We start from the raw sequence: 16,486 nt of genomic DNA, 5'->3' as shown, positions 1-16,486 counted from the left end.
AACCGTGACGCTTCGGCGCGGCGGCGGGACCGAACGGAAGCGCCGGGCCGTCACGCCCCACCGAAGTCGACCCCGAACGCGAGGCCCGGCGGCCGGAACCCCCACCCGAACGCCCCGACGGGTGCGAACGGACCGCCCGGGGTGACCGTCGTCCCCGCGCCGAGGCCGAACCCCCACGCGAATAGCGGGAGTGCGAAGACGAAGACGCCGTGGACCACCCAGAAGATGCCGTAGTGGAGGACGAAGAACGCCGCGACGCCGAGGTTGTCCGCCCGGCCGCCCGCCTCGGTGAGCCACGACGGGAGGTCCCCGGCCTGCCAGGCGACCGACGGCGACGTCCGTCGCCCGTCGGTCGCCTCGCCCGCTTCGCCCGCCCCGCCCGTACGTCCATCGGCACCCGGCGCGACACCGAAGTCGTCGACTTCCCCGTCTACTCCGAAGTCGTCTCCCGCGGCCAGCAGTATCTTCGGGACGTTGTACGCGCCGACGACGCCGCTCTCGACCCAGTAGAGTACCAGCACCTCGAAGACGCTCCACCCCCACCACAGGACGCCGACGAGCGGCACGAAGTTGGCGACCACCAGCGCGCCGACGGCGAACGGGGAGGACCCTCGACGTTCGACGACCATCGAGTCCACCGACGGCGGCCTCGCGGAACACGTTTCCGGCGGAGTCGTTCGGGGCGCCCGTCGCGGCCGTCATGGCCGCCCCGGCCGCCCCAGCTGTCCAAATTCCCACGTGCCGTCGGCGTCGTCCGCCTACGACGTTTCGGGCGACTCGCCCGGGGCGTCGCCGAATCCGCGGATTCTGTCCAGCGAGCTCATCACCGGATTGCCGGCGACGCCGTGGACGACTATCGACGTGAGCACGACGAAGCCGACCAGCGCCCAGAGCTTGTCGGCGGCGATCAGGAGCTCCCACTCGCCGGACGACGCCTCGTTGAGACCGTAGGCGAGGTAGTAGAACGACCCGACGCCGCGGATGCCGAACGACGAGATGATCACCCGTTCGACCCACGGTATCGAGGTGCCGAGCAGGCCGACGAGTCCGGCCAGCGGTCGGACGACGAGGACGAGCACGAGGCCGAGCGCGGCGTCGACGAGCGTCAGCGGGGCGAGCAAGCCCCCGACGAGCGTCCCGCCGAACAGCACCAGCACCCCCGCCATCACGATTCGCTCGACCATGACGGCGTAGTCGTGGAGTTGGATGTAGTAGTCGTGGCTCCACTCGTAGTGACGGAGGACGAGCGCGGCCACGAACACTGCGAGGAAGCCGTACCCGTGGGCGAGTTCGGCCACGCCGTACGTGATGAGCGTGGCCGCCAGCGCCTCGGTGCCCGCCATGACTCGGCCGAGGCCGGTGGTGGCCGGAGCGTTGAAGATGAACCGGGCGAGCAGTTGTCCGCCCGCGTACCCGACCGCGACGCCGACGACGATCTCGTAGACGACGTGGACGAGGAACCACTCGCCGAGCCACGCGAGCGAGGACCCGCTCGCCGCGGCCGCGGCGATGGCGAGGTACGTGAACGGAAACGCCAGCCCGTCGTTCAGGCCCGCCTCGGAGGTGAGCGCGAACCGGATCTCGCCCTCCTGGTCCGTCGGGTCGACCTCCTCGTCGATGGCCTCGGTTGGCGGCGACGCCTGGACGTCCGAGGCGAGCACGGGGTCGGTCGGAGCGACGACCGCTCCGAGGAGAATCGCGGTCGGCGGGAGCACGCCGAGGACGCCCCACCCGGCCAGCGCGGTGAGTGCGATGGTCAGCGTCATCGTGACGCCGAGTAGTCGCCACGTCGGCGTCCACGAGAGCAGGTCGAACGGGCGGTCGAGTTTCAAACCCGCGCCCATCAGTGCGATGATGACGACGAACTCCGTGAACCGTTCGGCGAGGTCCGAGTGCTTCACCGGGTCCGGTATCTCGACGCCCAACGGGAGCGAGAAGAGGACGACCCCCGCGGCGACGTATATCATCGGAAACGACATCGGCTTGTCCGAGAGGACTCGGGGGAGCACGGCCGCTCCAAGGATGGCGATACCGACGAGTATCTGGACGAGTTCGTAGGTCGCCACGGTAGTTCGTACTGCGTTTTCTCCTATAGGTCCACTGGCGTATTTCGCGTCCGCATCCCTCGATGGTGCGTCGAGCCAACTACGTTCGACTGGACGCGCCGGGGCGAGAGCGACTCGGACTCGAAAGGTTCTACCCCGGTCCGGAACCTACACTCGCCCATGCTCACATTCGTCGGCCTCGGCCTCTACGACGAGCGGTCCATCACCGTCGAGGGCCGGGACGCCCTGCGCGACGCCGACCGCGCGTTCGCGGAGTTCTACACCAGCAAACTGCTCGGCGCGAGCGTCGCGGACCTCGAAGCCTACCACGAAATCGAGATCGAAGTGCGGGACCGCGCGGGCGTCGAACAGGACCCCGAGGACATTCTGCGGGCCGCCGAGGACGGCGACGCCGTCTTCCTCACGGCCGGCGATACGATGATTTCGACCACCCACGTCGACCTGCGTCTGCGCGCCGAGGAGCGCGGCATCGACACCCGTGTGATTCACGCGCCGACCGCCGAATCCGCGGCCAGCGGACTCACCGGCCTCCAGAACTACCGGTTCGGCAAGGCGACGACGCTCCCGTTCGACTACGCCCACGGCGCCGACGGCGTGCCTGCCAGCGTCACGAACGCGATAGACGAGAACCGCGAGCGCGGCCTCCACACGCTCGTCTACCTCGACATCAAGGTCCAGAACGACGAGTACATGACCGCCGATCACGCGGCGGAACTGCTCAGCGACGATTACGGCGACGCACTCGCCGTCGTCGTCGCGCGGGCGGGAAGTCCCGACCCGCTCGTGGCGGCCGACCGCGTGTCGGCGCTCGCCGACCGCGACTTCGGCGACCTGCTCCACCTGCTGGTGGTGCCCGGCGACCTCCATCACATCGAGGCCGACGCGCTCGCCGAACTGGCGGACGCGCCCCGAGAACTGCTCGAAGTAGAATAGAAACGCTCGTTCTCCGCTTTATCGCGTCTCGCCCTCGCCGTCGGCGCGAATCGGCCGGTCGGTCCCCACCGCGCCGTGGAGGTCATACTCGTCGCCGGTCGCGATGAACATCACGTCCTCGGCGACGGTCAGGAGTTCGGGGAGCACGCGGGCGACCGCCCACGCGATGCCGACCAGCGCGACCACCGAGAGGCTCTGGGCGAGCACGCGGTCGGAGATGAAGTACGACACCATGTTGGGGTTCTGGTAGCCGACCAGCCCCGAGATGGGGTCGACGAACACCTGGAACCACTGGTAGCTGAACGCCATCGTGATGAACACGACGCGTCCGAGATTGAGCACCCAGATGATCGGGATGGCGACCGCGAGCGCCCGGAGTTTGCGGCCGAGCGGCGCGCGGACCGCGCCGATGAGGCCGCCGAAGATGGCCATACTCCCGAGGCCGGTGCAGGCGAGCAGGACGTTCGTGGTGAACTCCCCTTTCTGGGGGTGCATGTAGGAGTACGTCCCCAAGATACCGCCCTCGCGCTCGACCAGGGCGATGTCCTGACCGGTCATCTGGAACACGAGGTGCCCCTGCGCGGCGACGGTTTCGATGAGGAGTTCCTTCGCGGTCGGAATCATGGTGAACGGCAGGTAGATGAGTCCCATCAGCGCCACCGCCCGCGAGAGGACGAACAGGGTTTCCCGTCCCTGCACGAGGAGGTAGGCGGCGTACAGGCTGGCGGGGAACGCCGCGAGGCTGAGCACGCCCTCGATGAGGCTCTTCTGTTCGAACGCGAAGTGTGGGAACAGCGCCAGCCAGAAGACGCCGAAGACACCCCACGCGCCCGCCGCGAGGTAGCGGGCCAAATCGCGGTCGTACCAGTCGAGGACGAGGCTCCCGGCGAAGACGCCGACGGTGAGCCACGCGAGTCCGTCTGTCAGGGCACTGGTCACGGTTATGGGGAAGCAAGCGTCCCCCGTACAAAGAGTTGACGCCTCCGGTCGAGGGGGTTATCGTCGGCTTATCGGTACGGAAACGCGGCGTTTCTGCGGGGGGCGTGGCCGCCGCTGGTGGGTCGGTGTTTCGAAAGAAAGGGAATGTCGAATCGGGGGAGTCCCGATGGTTACTTCGCTATCTAGTTGCTGCGGCGGAGCGCGAGGAGCGCACCAGCCACGAGCGCGACCAGCGAGACGCTGACACCGAAGCCGGGGATGCCACTGCTGCCACCGTTCGTGGTGGTCGTGTCCGTCGTCGTGGTCTCGGTCGTCGTGGTCGTGGTTTCCGTGCCACCAACCGACGTCGTGGTGGTGGTGGTGGTCGTGATGGTCGAGGTGCCGTTGGTCGTGGCCGTCGTCGTCTCCTGGCTGCCGCCAGTGGACTCGACGATGACGCCTTCGACCGTGTCGCTGGCGTCGCCGTTCGACGCGGAAACCTCGACGTTCGTGCCGACGTTGACGTTACTGAAGTCGAAGTCAGCCGTGAACGTGCCGTTCTCGTTGACCGTGGCGGTCGAGGTTCGGACGAAGCTGTCGGACTTGACCTTCACGGAGAACTCGCTGCCTGCGGCCATGCTGGTGTCGCCCTTGACGGTGGCGTTGCCAGCACCGAGTTCGAGCACGTCGCTCTCGTTCAGACCCGTGAATTCGAGGGTGCGCTGTTCGACGCTGAACTCAGTGGTAGCCGACTGAGCCTTCTTCGTGACCGGGCTACCCTTGTGGAGCGTGAACGTCGCGTTGTACTCGTCGCCAGCCTGGATGCCAGCGTTGCTACCGGCGGTGTTGACGACAGCGAAGAACGTGTTGTTCTGCGCGTCGAAGTACGTCTCGACGTCGTCGCTGCTACCGTCGAACGAGTTACCGTCGGCGTTCGCACCGGCGTTCGTCTGGGTGAAGTTCAGCGAGTAGTAGTCCTGGCTGTTGCCAGCGGCCTGGTCGAGCATGCCGTTCGCGTTGCTCGCGCCGAGGTGGCCGTAGAGGCCGGACGCGTCGATCTGAACGACCGCGAGGTCGTCCATCGCAACCGAGTTGTCCTGGGCAACGTTGTCCAGGAGGGTGTTGAGGCCGTCGATGTTGGTGGCGGTTTCGGGGTACGTCCAGGACTGAGCACCGTCGACCGAGCCCTTGCTGAGCACGAGCTGGTTGACGTCAGTCTCCTCACCGCCGACGCCGACGGTCAGTTCGTAGTCGCCGTCAGCGATCGGGTTGTTCGTGGTGCCCGCGACCAGGTTGCTACCGTAGTGGACGCCCTGGTCGTTGTTGGCGTTGTTACTGTTGCTGTCGTCATCGACCGACGAGAGGGAGATGCTGTCGCCCTCTTCGACGGTGATGAACTTCTGGACCTTCTGCTTCGCGCTCAGCGACTCAGGGTCCTCACTCCAGGTGCTGCTGCCAGTCTGGTAGGTGTTGAAGTCAATCGTGACGTTGCCGTCGTCGTTGTCGTCGTGAACCGTGAAGTTCGTGACCCAGTTGACTTCCGAGCTACCGATGGTCACGGTGCCCTGGTTGCTGTTGTCGAGGTCGACCGTGAAGTTCGCGACGTCACCGCGTTCCTGGGCGACAACATCGCTGTCCTCGAAGGACGCGGTCGCGTCGCCGCCCTTGGTGACGTTGATGGTGGCTTCGGCGGTGGCGCCAGTGTCGACGACTTCGAGTTCGACCGTGTAGTTACCGGCGTTGACCTTCTCGAAGTCGGTCGAGATCGTGTCGGACGTGATGCCCGTAAGCTGATAGCCGTCAGTGTTCGGGTCCTGGTCGTCCTTGCCGAAGATGTTGCTGAGTTCGCTCTGGCTGAGGCCGTCAGCCGAGACGGTAATGTCGTAGCCTGCGCGCTTCGAGTCCAGCTTGAGGTCCGAGGTCGTGCTGAACTTGTTGTCGACCGTAGCGGGGTCGAACGACGCGCTCAGGTCCTGGGACGCAACCGAGAACGAAGCGATCTTCGCATCGTCCGAGGCGCGCTGAAGGACGTAGTTACCCTCGAGGTTCGTGGTTTCGAGCGTGAGGCCACCGTTGTCGCCAGTGAAAACCTCTTTCGCGAGGGTGTTGGAACCGTCGTTAACGACGTTCATCACTTCAAGCTTGACGCCGCTTCCGATTGTGTCGCCACCTTCCGTGGTCAGCGAGTCTGCCGTCACAGTCTGTCCCTGCCAGTAGCGCTCGCCGTCGTCGAGGTTCGCGGCGGCAGCCGAGCCAGCGAAGGCGATGCTGCCTGCGAACACCGAGAGGACGACGAGTGCAGCGAGGGAGACGCTGCGAAGTTTATCGTTTGTCATGGTTTGATTGGGTTGTTTATTCGGTCGGCGACAGCACCTTTCGCCGCGATTCCGTTACCGTAACCCGGTATTTCCGGGTGCGAACCGCGTGTATTCACTGCTGCCACCATGGGTAGGGGTACAGACGAAAACTTAGGGCCCGATTATAAGTGCTTTGTGGTCTGGTATCCGCTTCGCCAACGATTGCCATCCCTCGATAAACGGAGCGTTGAAGCCTCGAAACACCCGATGAACGCCTCGGGGAGAAAACAGTATAATGGGTTGATGGCTTCCCCAACCAACACAGTAAATTGGACAGAGGCGCCCTCAAGGCAGGAAATACGGCAGTTGACGATTTTCGACCCAGCCGACACTCTGCCGTGCCGTATCGCTTATAAAAGAAATCGGGCGTTTTCGCGGCGATGCGACCGACTAACTACCGATTCTGTCCTCGGCGAATCGCCAGGAACGCCGCCGCGAGGAGCGCGACGAGCGTCACGGCGATTCCGAACCCGGGGATGCCGCCGTCGCCCCCGCCACCGCCGCCTTCCGTGGTGGTCGTGGGCGTCGTAGTAGTGGTGGTCGTCGTAGTCGTCTCCCCGGCGACCGTGGTCGTCTCAGCAGGCGTCGTCTCTGCAACGGTCGTCTCGGTCGCTGCGGTCGTCTCGGTCTGCTGTGCGCCGCCCGCCGCCGTCGTCTGCTGGGCGCCGCCGGTCTGCGCGCCCGTGACGATGACCGCGTCGCTGCTCACGTTGTAGTCCCGAATCTGGACCGTGGCGTTGGTCCGGTTCGAGACGCTCGGGATGTCCAGATTCGCGGTCCACGTGCCGTTGTCACCGACGGTCACTTCGGTTTCCTCGAAGAACGGTTCGCCGCCTCGGTTGCGGACCTGGAGGAGGAACTGACTCCCGGGTGCGAGCGTCGAATCACCACGGACGGTGGCGTTACCGGTCGAGAGCTGGAGCGGCTGGTCGCCGGTGGCGTTCTGCAGGGTCACCTGCCGCTCGACGATGGAGAAGTTCGCGGACGCCGACTGGTTCTGCGCGAAGTACGGGTTCTCCTCCGTCGCGGTGAAGTTGACGCGGTATTGCGCTCCCGTCTCCAACCCGTTGGTGTCCATCACGAGGAAGAACTGGTTGTTCTCGGGGTCGGGGACGAACTCGACCTCGTTCAGCGGAATCGTTTCGGCCTCCGCGTTCGGGCCGACGTCCGTCCGGGAGATGTTCAGCGAGAGGCCGAACGTCGAGTTGTCGAGGTCGGCCGAGGAGTTGATGTACCCGTAGAGGCCGGACGCCTCGACCTGCACGATGGCCCAGTCCTCGCGCGCGACGGTGGAGGACTGGCTGACCACGTCGAGCAGGTTCTCGTCGGTTGGCTGAGCCGCGTCGGGCGCGGTCCATACCTGCGCCGACCCGATCGACGGCTCGCTGAGCACCAGACTGCCGACGTCGGCTGTCTCCCCGTCGAGCAGCACCGTCACGGGGTACTGGCCGGTGTCGAGCGGCGTCTGGAGCGGGTCGGTCTGGAGCGTGTACGACGTGATGCGGTCCTCGCCGACCGCCGTGAACCCGCCGTTGGGGGCCACGTTGCGCCCGGCGACGTACGTGTTGAGTCGGAGCGTCACCTGCCCGTCACCGTCGGCGTCCCGGACCCCGACCTGGGCCAAGTAGTTTACGTCCTGCGAACCGACGGTCAGGGTCGCGTTCTGCGTGTTCTGCAGGTCGACGGTGAAGGTGGCGTTGTCACCTTGCTGTTCGCTGACGACGCTCTGGGCGAGGTTGGCGCTCTGCGGCCCGGCTTCCCGAACCTGGATGGTCGCCCGGGCGGTCACGGCCGCGCTCACTGGGCTCACGACGATCTCGTACTGGCCCGGGGAGACGCCGCTAAAGTTGGCGTCGAGCGCGTCCCGCGGTCCGGTCACGGTTCGGTTTAGCACGACTTCGGGCTGGCCGTCGCCGTCGATGTCGGTCCGCGTCGCGGCGAAGATGTCCGTCAACTGGGACGCGCTCAGGTTGTCCGACCGGAGTGCGACTCGGTACGAACCCCTGTTCGACCGGAGTTCGAGGTCGGTCACCGCGCCCTCGCCGATTCCGCTCGTCACCGTCTCGTCGACGAAGCTCGCGTTCAGCTCCTGGGCGTTGATCTCGAAGCTCGGGCTGGCTTCCGTTCCTACGCCGACCGCCGTCCCGTTCCGGAAGACGACCGGGTTCCCGTTCTGGTTGACGACGACGTACTGGCCCTGCAGGTTACTCGTCTGCAACCGCGCGACGCCGGTGTTGTTGAACGTGAACTCGGTCACGAGCGACCCGACGTTCCCGTTCGACCACTCCCGAAGCTGCCACGTCGCGCTGGCGTTGGTCTGGTCGGCCGAGGCGCGAATAATCTGTCCCTGCCAGTACGTCTCGCCCGAATCGAGCGGGACGACTGTGGCTGCATCGGGTTGCGCTTGCGCTTGACGCCCGTTCGCGCGATCGACGAACGCGACGCTCCCCGTGACGGTCGATGCGACTAGCAAGACTACGGTCAGTACGCTCAGAGTTCTGTTTGTTCGAATCATGGATACGCTCTCCGTCTACGCCGACGCCCCGTCGGTGCCCCACACCTCCTCGAAACGCAGGTTTCTCACTGCGCCAAGACCACCGGATACACAGTCGCCTCGGTGATATGCCTTGTGTAGAAACGCAGGGTTTCAGGGCCTGAAACGACGGTATACTCGGTTTCGCGTTCGGAACGGTGCCCCGAAAGGTAGCTTACTGCGTCCGCTCGAACTCGAAACGTCCCATCACCGGTCGAGAAATCGCGGTCGAACGATGCGAGAAATGGTCGGGCGGTCGTTCGATTTCCTTCCGTCGCTCCGTTTCGGTCGTCGCCCCCCTCACTCGTCGGGGACGAGCACCTCGATTTCGTGGCCGTCCATGTCTTTTGTGAACGCGTAGCGGTGGTCGCAGGATTCGGGGTCGCGGTAGTCCTCGGCGTCGCGCTCCATCAGCGTCTCCCAGGCCTCGTCGAGGTCGTCGGCGCGGATGCAGAGGTGGCCCCACGCGTCGCCCAGCGTGTACTCGCGACCGTCGTAGTTGTAGGTGAGTTCGACCGCCATCGCCTCGTCGGCCGCGCCCTCGGGTTTCATGAAGTAGTTGGCGAAGGTGTCGGACTCCCAGCGGCCGGTGTGCTCGTACTCCAGTTTTCGGGTGTACCACCCGAGCGCCTCGTCGGCGTCCTCGACCCGGATCATCGTGTGGTCGAGGCTCCAGCGTGCACCGTGGTCGCGCTCGACGATCTCGACCTCGTGGCCGTCGGGGTCCTTGACGAAGGCGTAGCTTCCGCCGCAGGAGTCGGGGTCGCGGTAGTCCTCGACGCCCTCGTCCATCAACTCCTCGTAGGCGTCGTAGACGTCGTCGACGCGCACGGCGATGTGGCCCCACGCGTCGCCCATCTCGTAGCTCCGGTCGTCGTGATTGTACGTGATTTCGAGCATCGCGCCCTCCTCGTGGAGGTCCTCTGGGCCGAGGTAGACGTTCGTGAAGGTGTCGGCCTCCCAGCGGCCCTTCTCCTCGTAGTCGAGGTGGCCCTGATACCAGTCGAGGGTTTCCTCGAGGTCCTCTACGCGCATCATCACGTGGTCGAGCGTCGCGTTCATGGCGTTCGCGTTATTGGTGATTGCGCGCGAAAAGGCTACGGTTCGCGGAAAGCGGAGGGTGCGAACGGCGCCGTGAAAGTTCCGACCTTCGACAGGAAGATAAATATCGCGCCGATTCGAGCGGATATTTGGGAAATGCGGAGACGAACGCTACTGACGACGAGCGCCCTGATGGCCGTGTCCCTGAGCGGGTGCAGTCGATCTCGGAGCGACGACGAAGCGAAGGTCGGGACGAGAGCGCTCGTCTTCCGGAACAGCGACTCGCTCCCGCACGACGTCGGGTGGACCCTGCGGTACCTCGGCAGTGCGAGCGAGACGACCGAAGGTGAACGAACCGAAGACGGAGCGACCGAAAGCGAGACGACCGAACGCGGCGGAGAAGTCGAGGCGACCGCGACCGTCTCCCTCGAAGCGGGCGAGTCGCGGACGTTCTCCGGCGTGCTGGACGAACAGGGGGCGTACGGCCTGGACGTCGTGGTTCGGGGTTCGGAACTCCGGTTCGACTTCGAGTACCCGTCGGACGTGAACGGAACGCCGGTCGTCTACGGCGTCGAGGTCAACGAAGAGGGGACACTCGGACAGATTAGCATGGCGGCGGACGTCGTGGACTAAGTTGGAGAATAGACTCCTCCGCGGCGGAAGAGGACAAGAGGAGGCGAGAGACGGAGAACGGCATGAATCACGTCACAATCGAGCCACGTCTTTCGCATCACGAAAGACACCGCCTTTGGAACGACTTCGTTCGCTCCGCTCACGAAGACTCCGGTCGCTCAGGTTTTCCCCTCGCACGCGCGGGGGCGAGACAGAAGGTCGTACCAGCGCGTACCGTAACCGAAGGCCAGTTCCCGCATCGACGTAGCCACCCCGGCGCGCGCAGTCGTCTGGGGAGGACGTGGCCTGCGTCTGCGCGAGCGAAGCGAGTGCAGGCTCGTCGGACCTTCGGTCCGACGGCGGTCGCGGTGCGGTCTTCAGTTGATTCGTGCGAGCGGCGGTCTGCAGTTCGGTCGTTCTCTCGGCACAGTTCCTCGTAGGATACTCGGTGTACCGTGTAAGTAGCGGTCGGCGGTTCGTACGAGATGCAGTCGTGGTCGTCCGTGAGACGGAACTCCTCGCCTTCACGAAACCCGGAACCCTCACGCCCGCGAATCGTCGAAAACGACCATCGCACGGAGGTCGGGCCAGTAGAACCACCACGCGACCGCCCAGACCAGCACCGTTCCGAGCGGAATCGCCACCAGAGTAGACCGCCGGACCATTCCGAGCGCGAACCAGAGGTGGCTCACCCCCGAGAGCACCAGCAGTCCGGCGGTGACCCGGCGGTCCTCTCGGCCGACCAGCAAACCGCCGGCGGCGCTCCCGACGGCCAGCAGGTACAGCAACGAACTCACCGGCCACGCGAGCAGTCGCCGGGGAAGCCCCGCGGTGTAGACGAACAGGTAGTCGGTGATGGTGGTCACGTGGACCGGGTCGAGGGTAGCCAATCCCCAGAGGAACACGAAGTCCCGGCCGCCCAGAATAGTCCACGGGACGAAGAGTAGCGCGAGAGTTGCGAGGAGTGCGAAAATCGAAGTTCGACGCCGGGCGTCGCCCATCGGGTTACTTCCGGACGACGAGTCGGAGCACGTCCTCGTCGGAGAGTTCGTGACCCATGCCGACCTGCTGTTCGTCGTGCTTGGCGCTGGGCCCCGACACCCGGGCGAAGCGGAACCGCTGTTTGAGGTCGCCGCCGAGTTTCTCCGCAGCGTCCTCGATGGTGCTACCCTTTTGGAGGATGAGCGGTTCCTCGTAGTCGACCCCGCGGCCGGGTTTGTCCATGTAGATGCGCATCAGGCCGAGTTCCTTCCAGATGGTCTCCTTGAGCGACTCCAGGCCCTTCTCCTTCTCGGCGGAGATGAAGATGGCCTCCTCGGGGTCGATGCCGTGTTCGCGGAGGTCCTCGTTGACCGTCTCGACGTAGTCGGGTTCGATGAGGTCGACCTTGTTGACCGAGACGATGGAAGGGAGGTAGACCCGGTTGTCCATCACGCCGTCGACGAGGCGGTCGACGTTCAGTTGTTCGCGGATGGTCACGTCGGCGTTGACGTAGCCGTACTCCCGGAGGACCTCCTTGACGACGTCCTCGGAGAGTTCGAGGTCGACGCTGGAGGTGACCCGGATGCCGCCCTTGCCCTTCTTCGCAATCTTGACGCTCGGGGGCGTCTGGTCGAGGCGAATCTTGTTCTCGTAGAGTTCCTTGCGGAGGCGGTCGTACTGCTCGATCTCGAACACCGAGAGCACGAACACCACGAGGTCGGCCGCGCGCACGACCGACAGGACTTCCTGACCGCCGCCCCGGCCCTGGGCCGCGCCCTCGATGAGCCCCGGGACGTCGAGCAACTGGATGTTCGCGCCGTTGTACTGGAGCATCCCCGGGTTGACGTTCAGCGTGGTGAACTCGTAGGCGCCGACCTCGCTCTCGGCCGCGGTGAGCGAGTTGAGCAGGGTCGACTTCCCCACGCTCGGGAAGCCGACGAACGCGACGGTGGCGTCGCCGGACTTCTCGACGTGGTAGCCTTCGCCGCCGCCGGCCGAGGACTGGTTCTCGAGTTTCTCCTTCTTCTCCGCGAGCTTGGCCTTCAGCCGTCCGATGTGACTCTCGGTGGACTTGTTGTAGGGCGTGTTGGCTATCTCCTCGCGGAGGTCCTCGATTTCTTCCTCCAGTCCCATTACCCGTTCGTGGGGCGTGCGCGCCGAAAAACCCTTTCGTTGCCCATCGCCGCGTCACCCAGGAGTCGCCGGACGCCTTCGAACGTCCGTTCGCGGCCGCTACCGCCGGGAACGCCCGGGGAACGACTTCGATACGTTAATGTGCGGGTAATCGGCACGGATAAACCAGACGGATGCCGGACCCCTCGAAACTCAGAGACAGCACGCAGATCGTCCTCCCGGTGGACGAACTAGAGGAGGTCCGCGACGAACTCGAAGCCGAGTTCACGCTGACGATTTTCGGGATGGACGAGGACCACGTCCGCATCATCGGCAGTCCGGTCGAGATCAAGGCCGCCAGCGACTTCCTCGCGCGCCGCGGCGTGAGCCTTCCCTGAGCGAGTCCTCTCCCCGAGCGGGTCCGCTCCGGTCCGAGCGGTGGGCGTCATCGAACACCGAGACGCCCTCGCACGCCGGCGGGCGACTTAGCAAGCCTTAAAACCGACGCGGGGGTTCGTTTAGGTATGGCTGAGACGATAGAAGTGCTCGTACCCGGCGGTCAGGCCAACCCCGGCCCGCCACTCGGTCCGGAACTGGGACCGACCCCGGTCAACGTGCAGGAGGTCGTCAATGACATCAACGAGCAGACCGAAGCCTTCGACGGCACCGAGGTCCCCGTGACCATCACCGTCGAAGAGGACGGGAGCTACGAGATCGAAGTTGGCGTGCCGCCGACGGCGGCGCTCATCAAGGACGAGGCCGGTTTCGACACCGGGAGCGGCGAACCCCAGAAGGATTTCGTCGCCGACCTCTCCATCGAACAAGTGAAGACCATCGCAGAGCAGAAGGCCCCCGACCTGCTCGCCTACGACACGCGCAACGCCGCGAAGGAAGTCGTCGGCACCTGCGCCTCGCTCGGCGTCACCATCGAAGGTGTCGACGCTCGCGAGTTCAAGGAAAAGGTCGATGCCGGCGAGTACGACGACGTGCTCGGCGAAGAAGAAGCGGCGGCCTGAACGCGATTTTCTCTCACTGCTTTCCACGACCGACAGCGGCATCGCTCGGTGTGAGCGACCGCTCGAACTCCGAGTAGGCGTACCGATTGGCTGTACTCCGACGGGACACCTGCTTGCTGTTTCTAGCGCGTGCGCGTGAGTCGGCCGAATCGGACCGAACCGACGCGACCACCTGACCGAACCGACGCGACCGCCGACGCCTGCAGGCGTCGGCGGTCGCGAGCGGAACCTACACCAACAGCAACAGCGCGGCGTACCCCGCCGTGCCGACGCCGAACGCCCAGAAGTTGCTCCGGCGCTCCTTGGGGAGTTCCTCCTTGATGACGTTGAGGATGATACCGCCGGCGAGGAACGCGAACAGCGACATCACCAGCGGCTCCCCGACGGAGGTCAACAGTCCTACGCCGACCCCCGTCAGGACGGCCGCCGCCAGAACCCACCGACCGACCCGGTCGTAGGCGTCGTGGTGGTGCTCGCGGAGGCCGTGGTCGTTGACCAGGAAGTGGAGTCCGACCGCGAAGGCGTAGAAGAGGAGGCTGTCCAGGCCCGGGCGCTCGCGGTGGACCAGCAGGTAGCCGATGATGAGGTTGTACGCCGCGAACGACCCGACGTGCACCCAGAAGACGCCGTCGGATTCTTCGAGGTCCGGGCGCTCGCCGCCCTCCCCGTCGTCGGTCGACCGCTGTGCGAGGCGTTCGACGCCGTAGTACAGCGCGAACCCCGACAGCGCGAGGAGGTAGACGTGGTGTTCGAGGAAGCCGAGCACGGACGCTTCGATGGCCGCCTGACCCGCGTCGAGTTCGGGAAGGATGTGGATGAACACGTACGCGACCGAGACGCCGCCCGCTCCGGAGAGCCAGTAGCTACGCGGGATGGTCCGGAACCGGAGCCTTCCCGCGGCCGCGTGAACGGCGGCCAGCGCCAGACCCGACGCGGCGACGACCAGGGGAAACGAAGTTGCCACGGATACCCGTCGTTTCGGCACATCCGTCAAAACGGGTTACGGCCACGTCACGCCGCGAGCGACATTCGAGATGGCGGCGACGGACCGCCGGAGCGACGCGACGGCTGAGTGACGCCCGGTCGCGAACGCCCGATTCGGGCGACCTGTCGCCGGACTCGTACTGCTTCGACGGGTTTAAGTTTGGCATGGCCGTCGTTTCGGACGAGACAGGCGTAGCCTGTTTCACTGACCCGTAGGAGCATCCTGCGTACTACGGAGGTGAACAATGGCAGATCAGGAGATAGAGCAAGCAGTATCCAGCGCACTCGAGGACTCCCCTGAGCGGAACTTCCGCGAAACGGTGGACCTCGCGATCAATTTGCGCGATCTAGATCTTAACGAACCGTCGAATCGTGTAGACGAGAGTGTCGTTCTCCCGGCCGGCACCGGCCAGGAGACGAAGATCGTCGTGTTCGCGGAGGGCGAAACCGCCCTGCGCGCCGAAGAAGTCGCCGACGAAGTCTTCGACGGCGACGCCCTCGAAGACCTCGGGGACGACGACGACGAGGCCAAGGACCTGGCCGACGATACCGACTTCTTCATCGCCGAAGCGTCGATGATGCAAGACATCGGTCGGTATCTCGGTACCATCCTCGGCCCTCGCGGGAAGATGCCCGAACCGCTCCAGCCCGACGACGACGTCGTCGAGACCGTCAACCGGATGAAGAACACGGTCCAGCTTCGGAGCGGCGACCGGCGGACCTTCCACACTCGCGTCGGCGCCGAAGACATGAGCGCGGAGGAGATCGCCGACAACATCGACGTCATCCTCCGTCGTCTCGAAGCGAACCTCGAGAAGGGGCCGCTCAACGTCGACAGCGTCTACGTCAAGACGACAATGGGACCGTCCGTGGAGGTAGCCTAACATGTCGGCAGAAGCCGAACGCAAGACCGAAACGATTCCCCAGTGGAAGCAAGAGGAGGTCGACGAACTGGTCGACCTCATCAGCGGTTACAGCAGCGTCGGCATCGTCAACGTGACGGGCATCCCGTCGCGCCAGCTCCAGACGATGCGTCGCAACCTCCACGGGAGCGCCGAACTCCGGATCAGCCGGAACACGCTCCTCCACCGCGCCCTCGAAGAAGTCGACGAGGGCGTCGAGGAGCTGACCCAGTACGTCGAAGGCGAAGTCGGCCTCATCGGCACGAACGACAACCCCTTCGGACTGTACAAACAGCTCGAGGAGTCCAAGAGCCCGGCCCCCATCAGCGAGGGGGAGATCGCGCCCAACGACATCGTTATCCCCGAGGGTGACACGGGCGTCGACCCGGGTCCGTTCGTGGGCGAACTCCAGAGCATCGGAGCGCAGGCCCGCATCATGGAAGGCTCCATCCAAGTGACCGAGGACAGCCTCGTCGCCGAGGAAGGCGAGGAGGTTTCCGCCGACGTCGCGAACGTTCTAGCGGAACTCGGCGTGGAGCCCAAGGAAGTGGGCCTTGACCTCAAGGGCGTCTACTCCGACGGCGTCCTCTTCGAGGCCGACGAACTGGCCATCGACGTCGAGGAGTACCGCGCCGACGTCGAGGCCGCCGCGGCCCGCGCGCGCAACCTCTCGGTCAACGCGGTCTTCCCGACCGCCCAGACCACGCCGACCCTTCTCCAGAAGGCGACCGGCGAGGCCAAGAGTCTCGGCCTGTCCGCGGCCATCGAGAGCCCGGACCTCGCCGACGACCTTGTGAGCAAGGCCGACGCGCAGGTCCGCGCGCTCGCCGCGCAGATCGACGACGAGGAGGCGCTGCCCGAGGAACTTCGTGACATCGAGGCTCCGGCCGCGGGCGGCGCCGAGGACGAACCGACCGACGAAGACACCGAATCCGAAGCCGACGAGGCCGAAGCCGAAGACGACGATGACGACGAAGACGACGACGACGGCGGTGCCGAGGGCCTCGGCGCGATGTTCGGATAACCACCA

At 65.3% G+C, this 16,486-nt stretch carries 15 protein-coding genes; 6 read left to right on the top strand and 9 right to left on the bottom strand.

Annotation, left to right across the window (positions count from 1 at the left end):
- Positions 1-50: 50 nt before the first annotated feature.
- Both NGM07_RS00900 and NGM07_RS00895 read right to left on the bottom strand, forming a co-directional pair.
- On the bottom strand, positions 51-629 hold the full coding sequence (locus NGM07_RS00900; protein ID WP_253515307.1) for a DUF6498-containing protein: 579 nt from the start codon (positions 627-629) through the stop codon (positions 51-53).
- Positions 630-758: 129 nt separating this feature from the next.
- Positions 759-2,066, bottom strand: a complete 1,308-nt coding sequence (locus NGM07_RS00895) for a cation:proton antiporter (RefSeq protein WP_253515305.1) — start codon at positions 2,064-2,066, stop codon at positions 759-761.
- Between the two features lie 159 nt (positions 2,067-2,225).
- Here NGM07_RS00895 and dph5 point away from each other — a divergent pair, with 159 nt between their 5' ends.
- The gene (gene dph5 / locus NGM07_RS00890) at positions 2,226-2,999 is read left to right on the top strand and encodes a diphthine synthase (protein ID WP_253515280.1); all 774 of its coding nucleotides are present in this window, start codon (positions 2,226-2,228) and stop codon (positions 2,997-2,999) included.
- Positions 3,000-3,017: 18 nt separating this feature from the next.
- On the opposite strand, the gene artA is transcribed toward dph5, so the two are convergent.
- The 4 genes from artA to NGM07_RS00870 all read right to left on the bottom strand — a co-directional run bounded on the left by artA (position 3,018) and on the right by NGM07_RS00870 (position 9,869).
- On the bottom strand, positions 3,018-3,938 hold the full coding sequence (artA, locus tag NGM07_RS00885; RefSeq protein WP_253515271.1) for an archaeosortase A: 921 nt from the start codon (positions 3,936-3,938) through the stop codon (positions 3,018-3,020).
- 182 nt (positions 3,939-4,120) lie between these two features.
- Positions 4,121-6,253, bottom strand: coding sequence for a DUF7827 domain-containing protein (locus NGM07_RS00880; protein WP_253515269.1), 2,133 nt, complete (start codon positions 6,251-6,253; stop codon positions 4,121-4,123).
- Between the two features lie 415 nt (positions 6,254-6,668).
- A complete protein-coding gene (locus NGM07_RS00875; RefSeq protein WP_253515267.1) occupies positions 6,669-8,747 on the bottom strand; it encodes a DUF7827 domain-containing protein in 2,079 nt (692 codons plus the stop codon).
- A gap of 360 nt (positions 8,748-9,107) precedes the next feature.
- Positions 9,108-9,869 (bottom strand): VOC family protein, encoded by a 762-nt coding sequence (locus NGM07_RS00870; protein ID WP_253515255.1) that lies wholly within the window; start codon positions 9,867-9,869, stop codon positions 9,108-9,110.
- A gap of 171 nt (positions 9,870-10,040) precedes the next feature.
- Between NGM07_RS00870 and NGM07_RS00865 the strand changes: the two genes are divergently transcribed.
- Positions 10,041-10,481 carry a hypothetical protein gene (locus NGM07_RS00865; protein ID WP_253515252.1) on the top strand — a complete coding sequence of 147 codons (441 nt, stop codon included), beginning with the start codon at positions 10,041-10,043 and terminating at the stop codon, positions 10,479-10,481.
- A 521-nt stretch (positions 10,482-11,002) separates the two neighbouring features.
- On the opposite strand, the gene NGM07_RS00860 is transcribed toward NGM07_RS00865, so the two are convergent.
- The gene (locus NGM07_RS00860; protein ID WP_253515250.1) at positions 11,003-11,461 is read right to left on the bottom strand and encodes a TIGR04206 family protein; all 459 of its coding nucleotides are present in this window, start codon (positions 11,459-11,461) and stop codon (positions 11,003-11,005) included.
- A gap of 4 nt (positions 11,462-11,465) precedes the next feature.
- The gene (locus tag NGM07_RS00855; protein WP_253515248.1) at positions 11,466-12,575 is read right to left on the bottom strand and encodes an OBG GTPase family GTP-binding protein; all 1,110 of its coding nucleotides are present in this window, start codon (positions 12,573-12,575) and stop codon (positions 11,466-11,468) included.
- Positions 12,576-12,748: 173 nt separating this feature from the next.
- Between NGM07_RS00855 and NGM07_RS00850 the strand changes: the two genes are divergently transcribed.
- Positions 12,749-12,952 carry a VNG_1110C family protein gene (locus NGM07_RS00850; protein ID WP_253515241.1) on the top strand — a complete coding sequence of 68 codons (204 nt, stop codon included), beginning with the start codon at positions 12,749-12,751 and terminating at the stop codon, positions 12,950-12,952.
- 126 nt (positions 12,953-13,078) lie between these two features.
- Positions 13,079-13,570, top strand: a complete 492-nt coding sequence (locus tag NGM07_RS00845) for a 50S ribosomal protein L11 (RefSeq protein ID WP_253515240.1) — start codon at positions 13,079-13,081, stop codon at positions 13,568-13,570.
- A 229-nt stretch (positions 13,571-13,799) separates the two neighbouring features.
- On the opposite strand, the gene NGM07_RS00840 is transcribed toward NGM07_RS00845, so the two are convergent.
- Positions 13,800-14,534, bottom strand: a complete 735-nt coding sequence (locus tag NGM07_RS00840) for a hypothetical protein (protein WP_253515239.1) — start codon at positions 14,532-14,534, stop codon at positions 13,800-13,802.
- A 265-nt stretch (positions 14,535-14,799) separates the two neighbouring features.
- On the opposite strand from NGM07_RS00840, the gene NGM07_RS00835 reads away from it, so the two are divergent.
- Together NGM07_RS00835 and NGM07_RS00830 are read left to right on the top strand one after the other, a co-directional pair.
- Positions 14,800-15,438 (top strand): 50S ribosomal protein L1, encoded by a 639-nt coding sequence (locus NGM07_RS00835; RefSeq protein WP_253515227.1) that lies wholly within the window; start codon positions 14,800-14,802, stop codon positions 15,436-15,438.
- 1 nt (position 15,439) lies between these two features.
- Positions 15,440-16,480 (top strand): 50S ribosomal protein L10, encoded by a 1,041-nt coding sequence (locus NGM07_RS00830; RefSeq protein ID WP_253515225.1) that lies wholly within the window; start codon positions 15,440-15,442, stop codon positions 16,478-16,480.
- The last annotated feature ends 6 nt before the right edge of the window (positions 16,481-16,486 follow it).

This window comes from Halorussus vallis (genome assembly GCF_024138165.1).
GTDB lineage: Archaea > Halobacteriota > Halobacteria > Halobacteriales > Haladaptataceae > Halorussus > Halorussus vallis.
The sequence above is the reverse complement of the archived record's forward strand: the minus strand, read 5'-3'. Positions and strand labels throughout refer to the sequence as shown.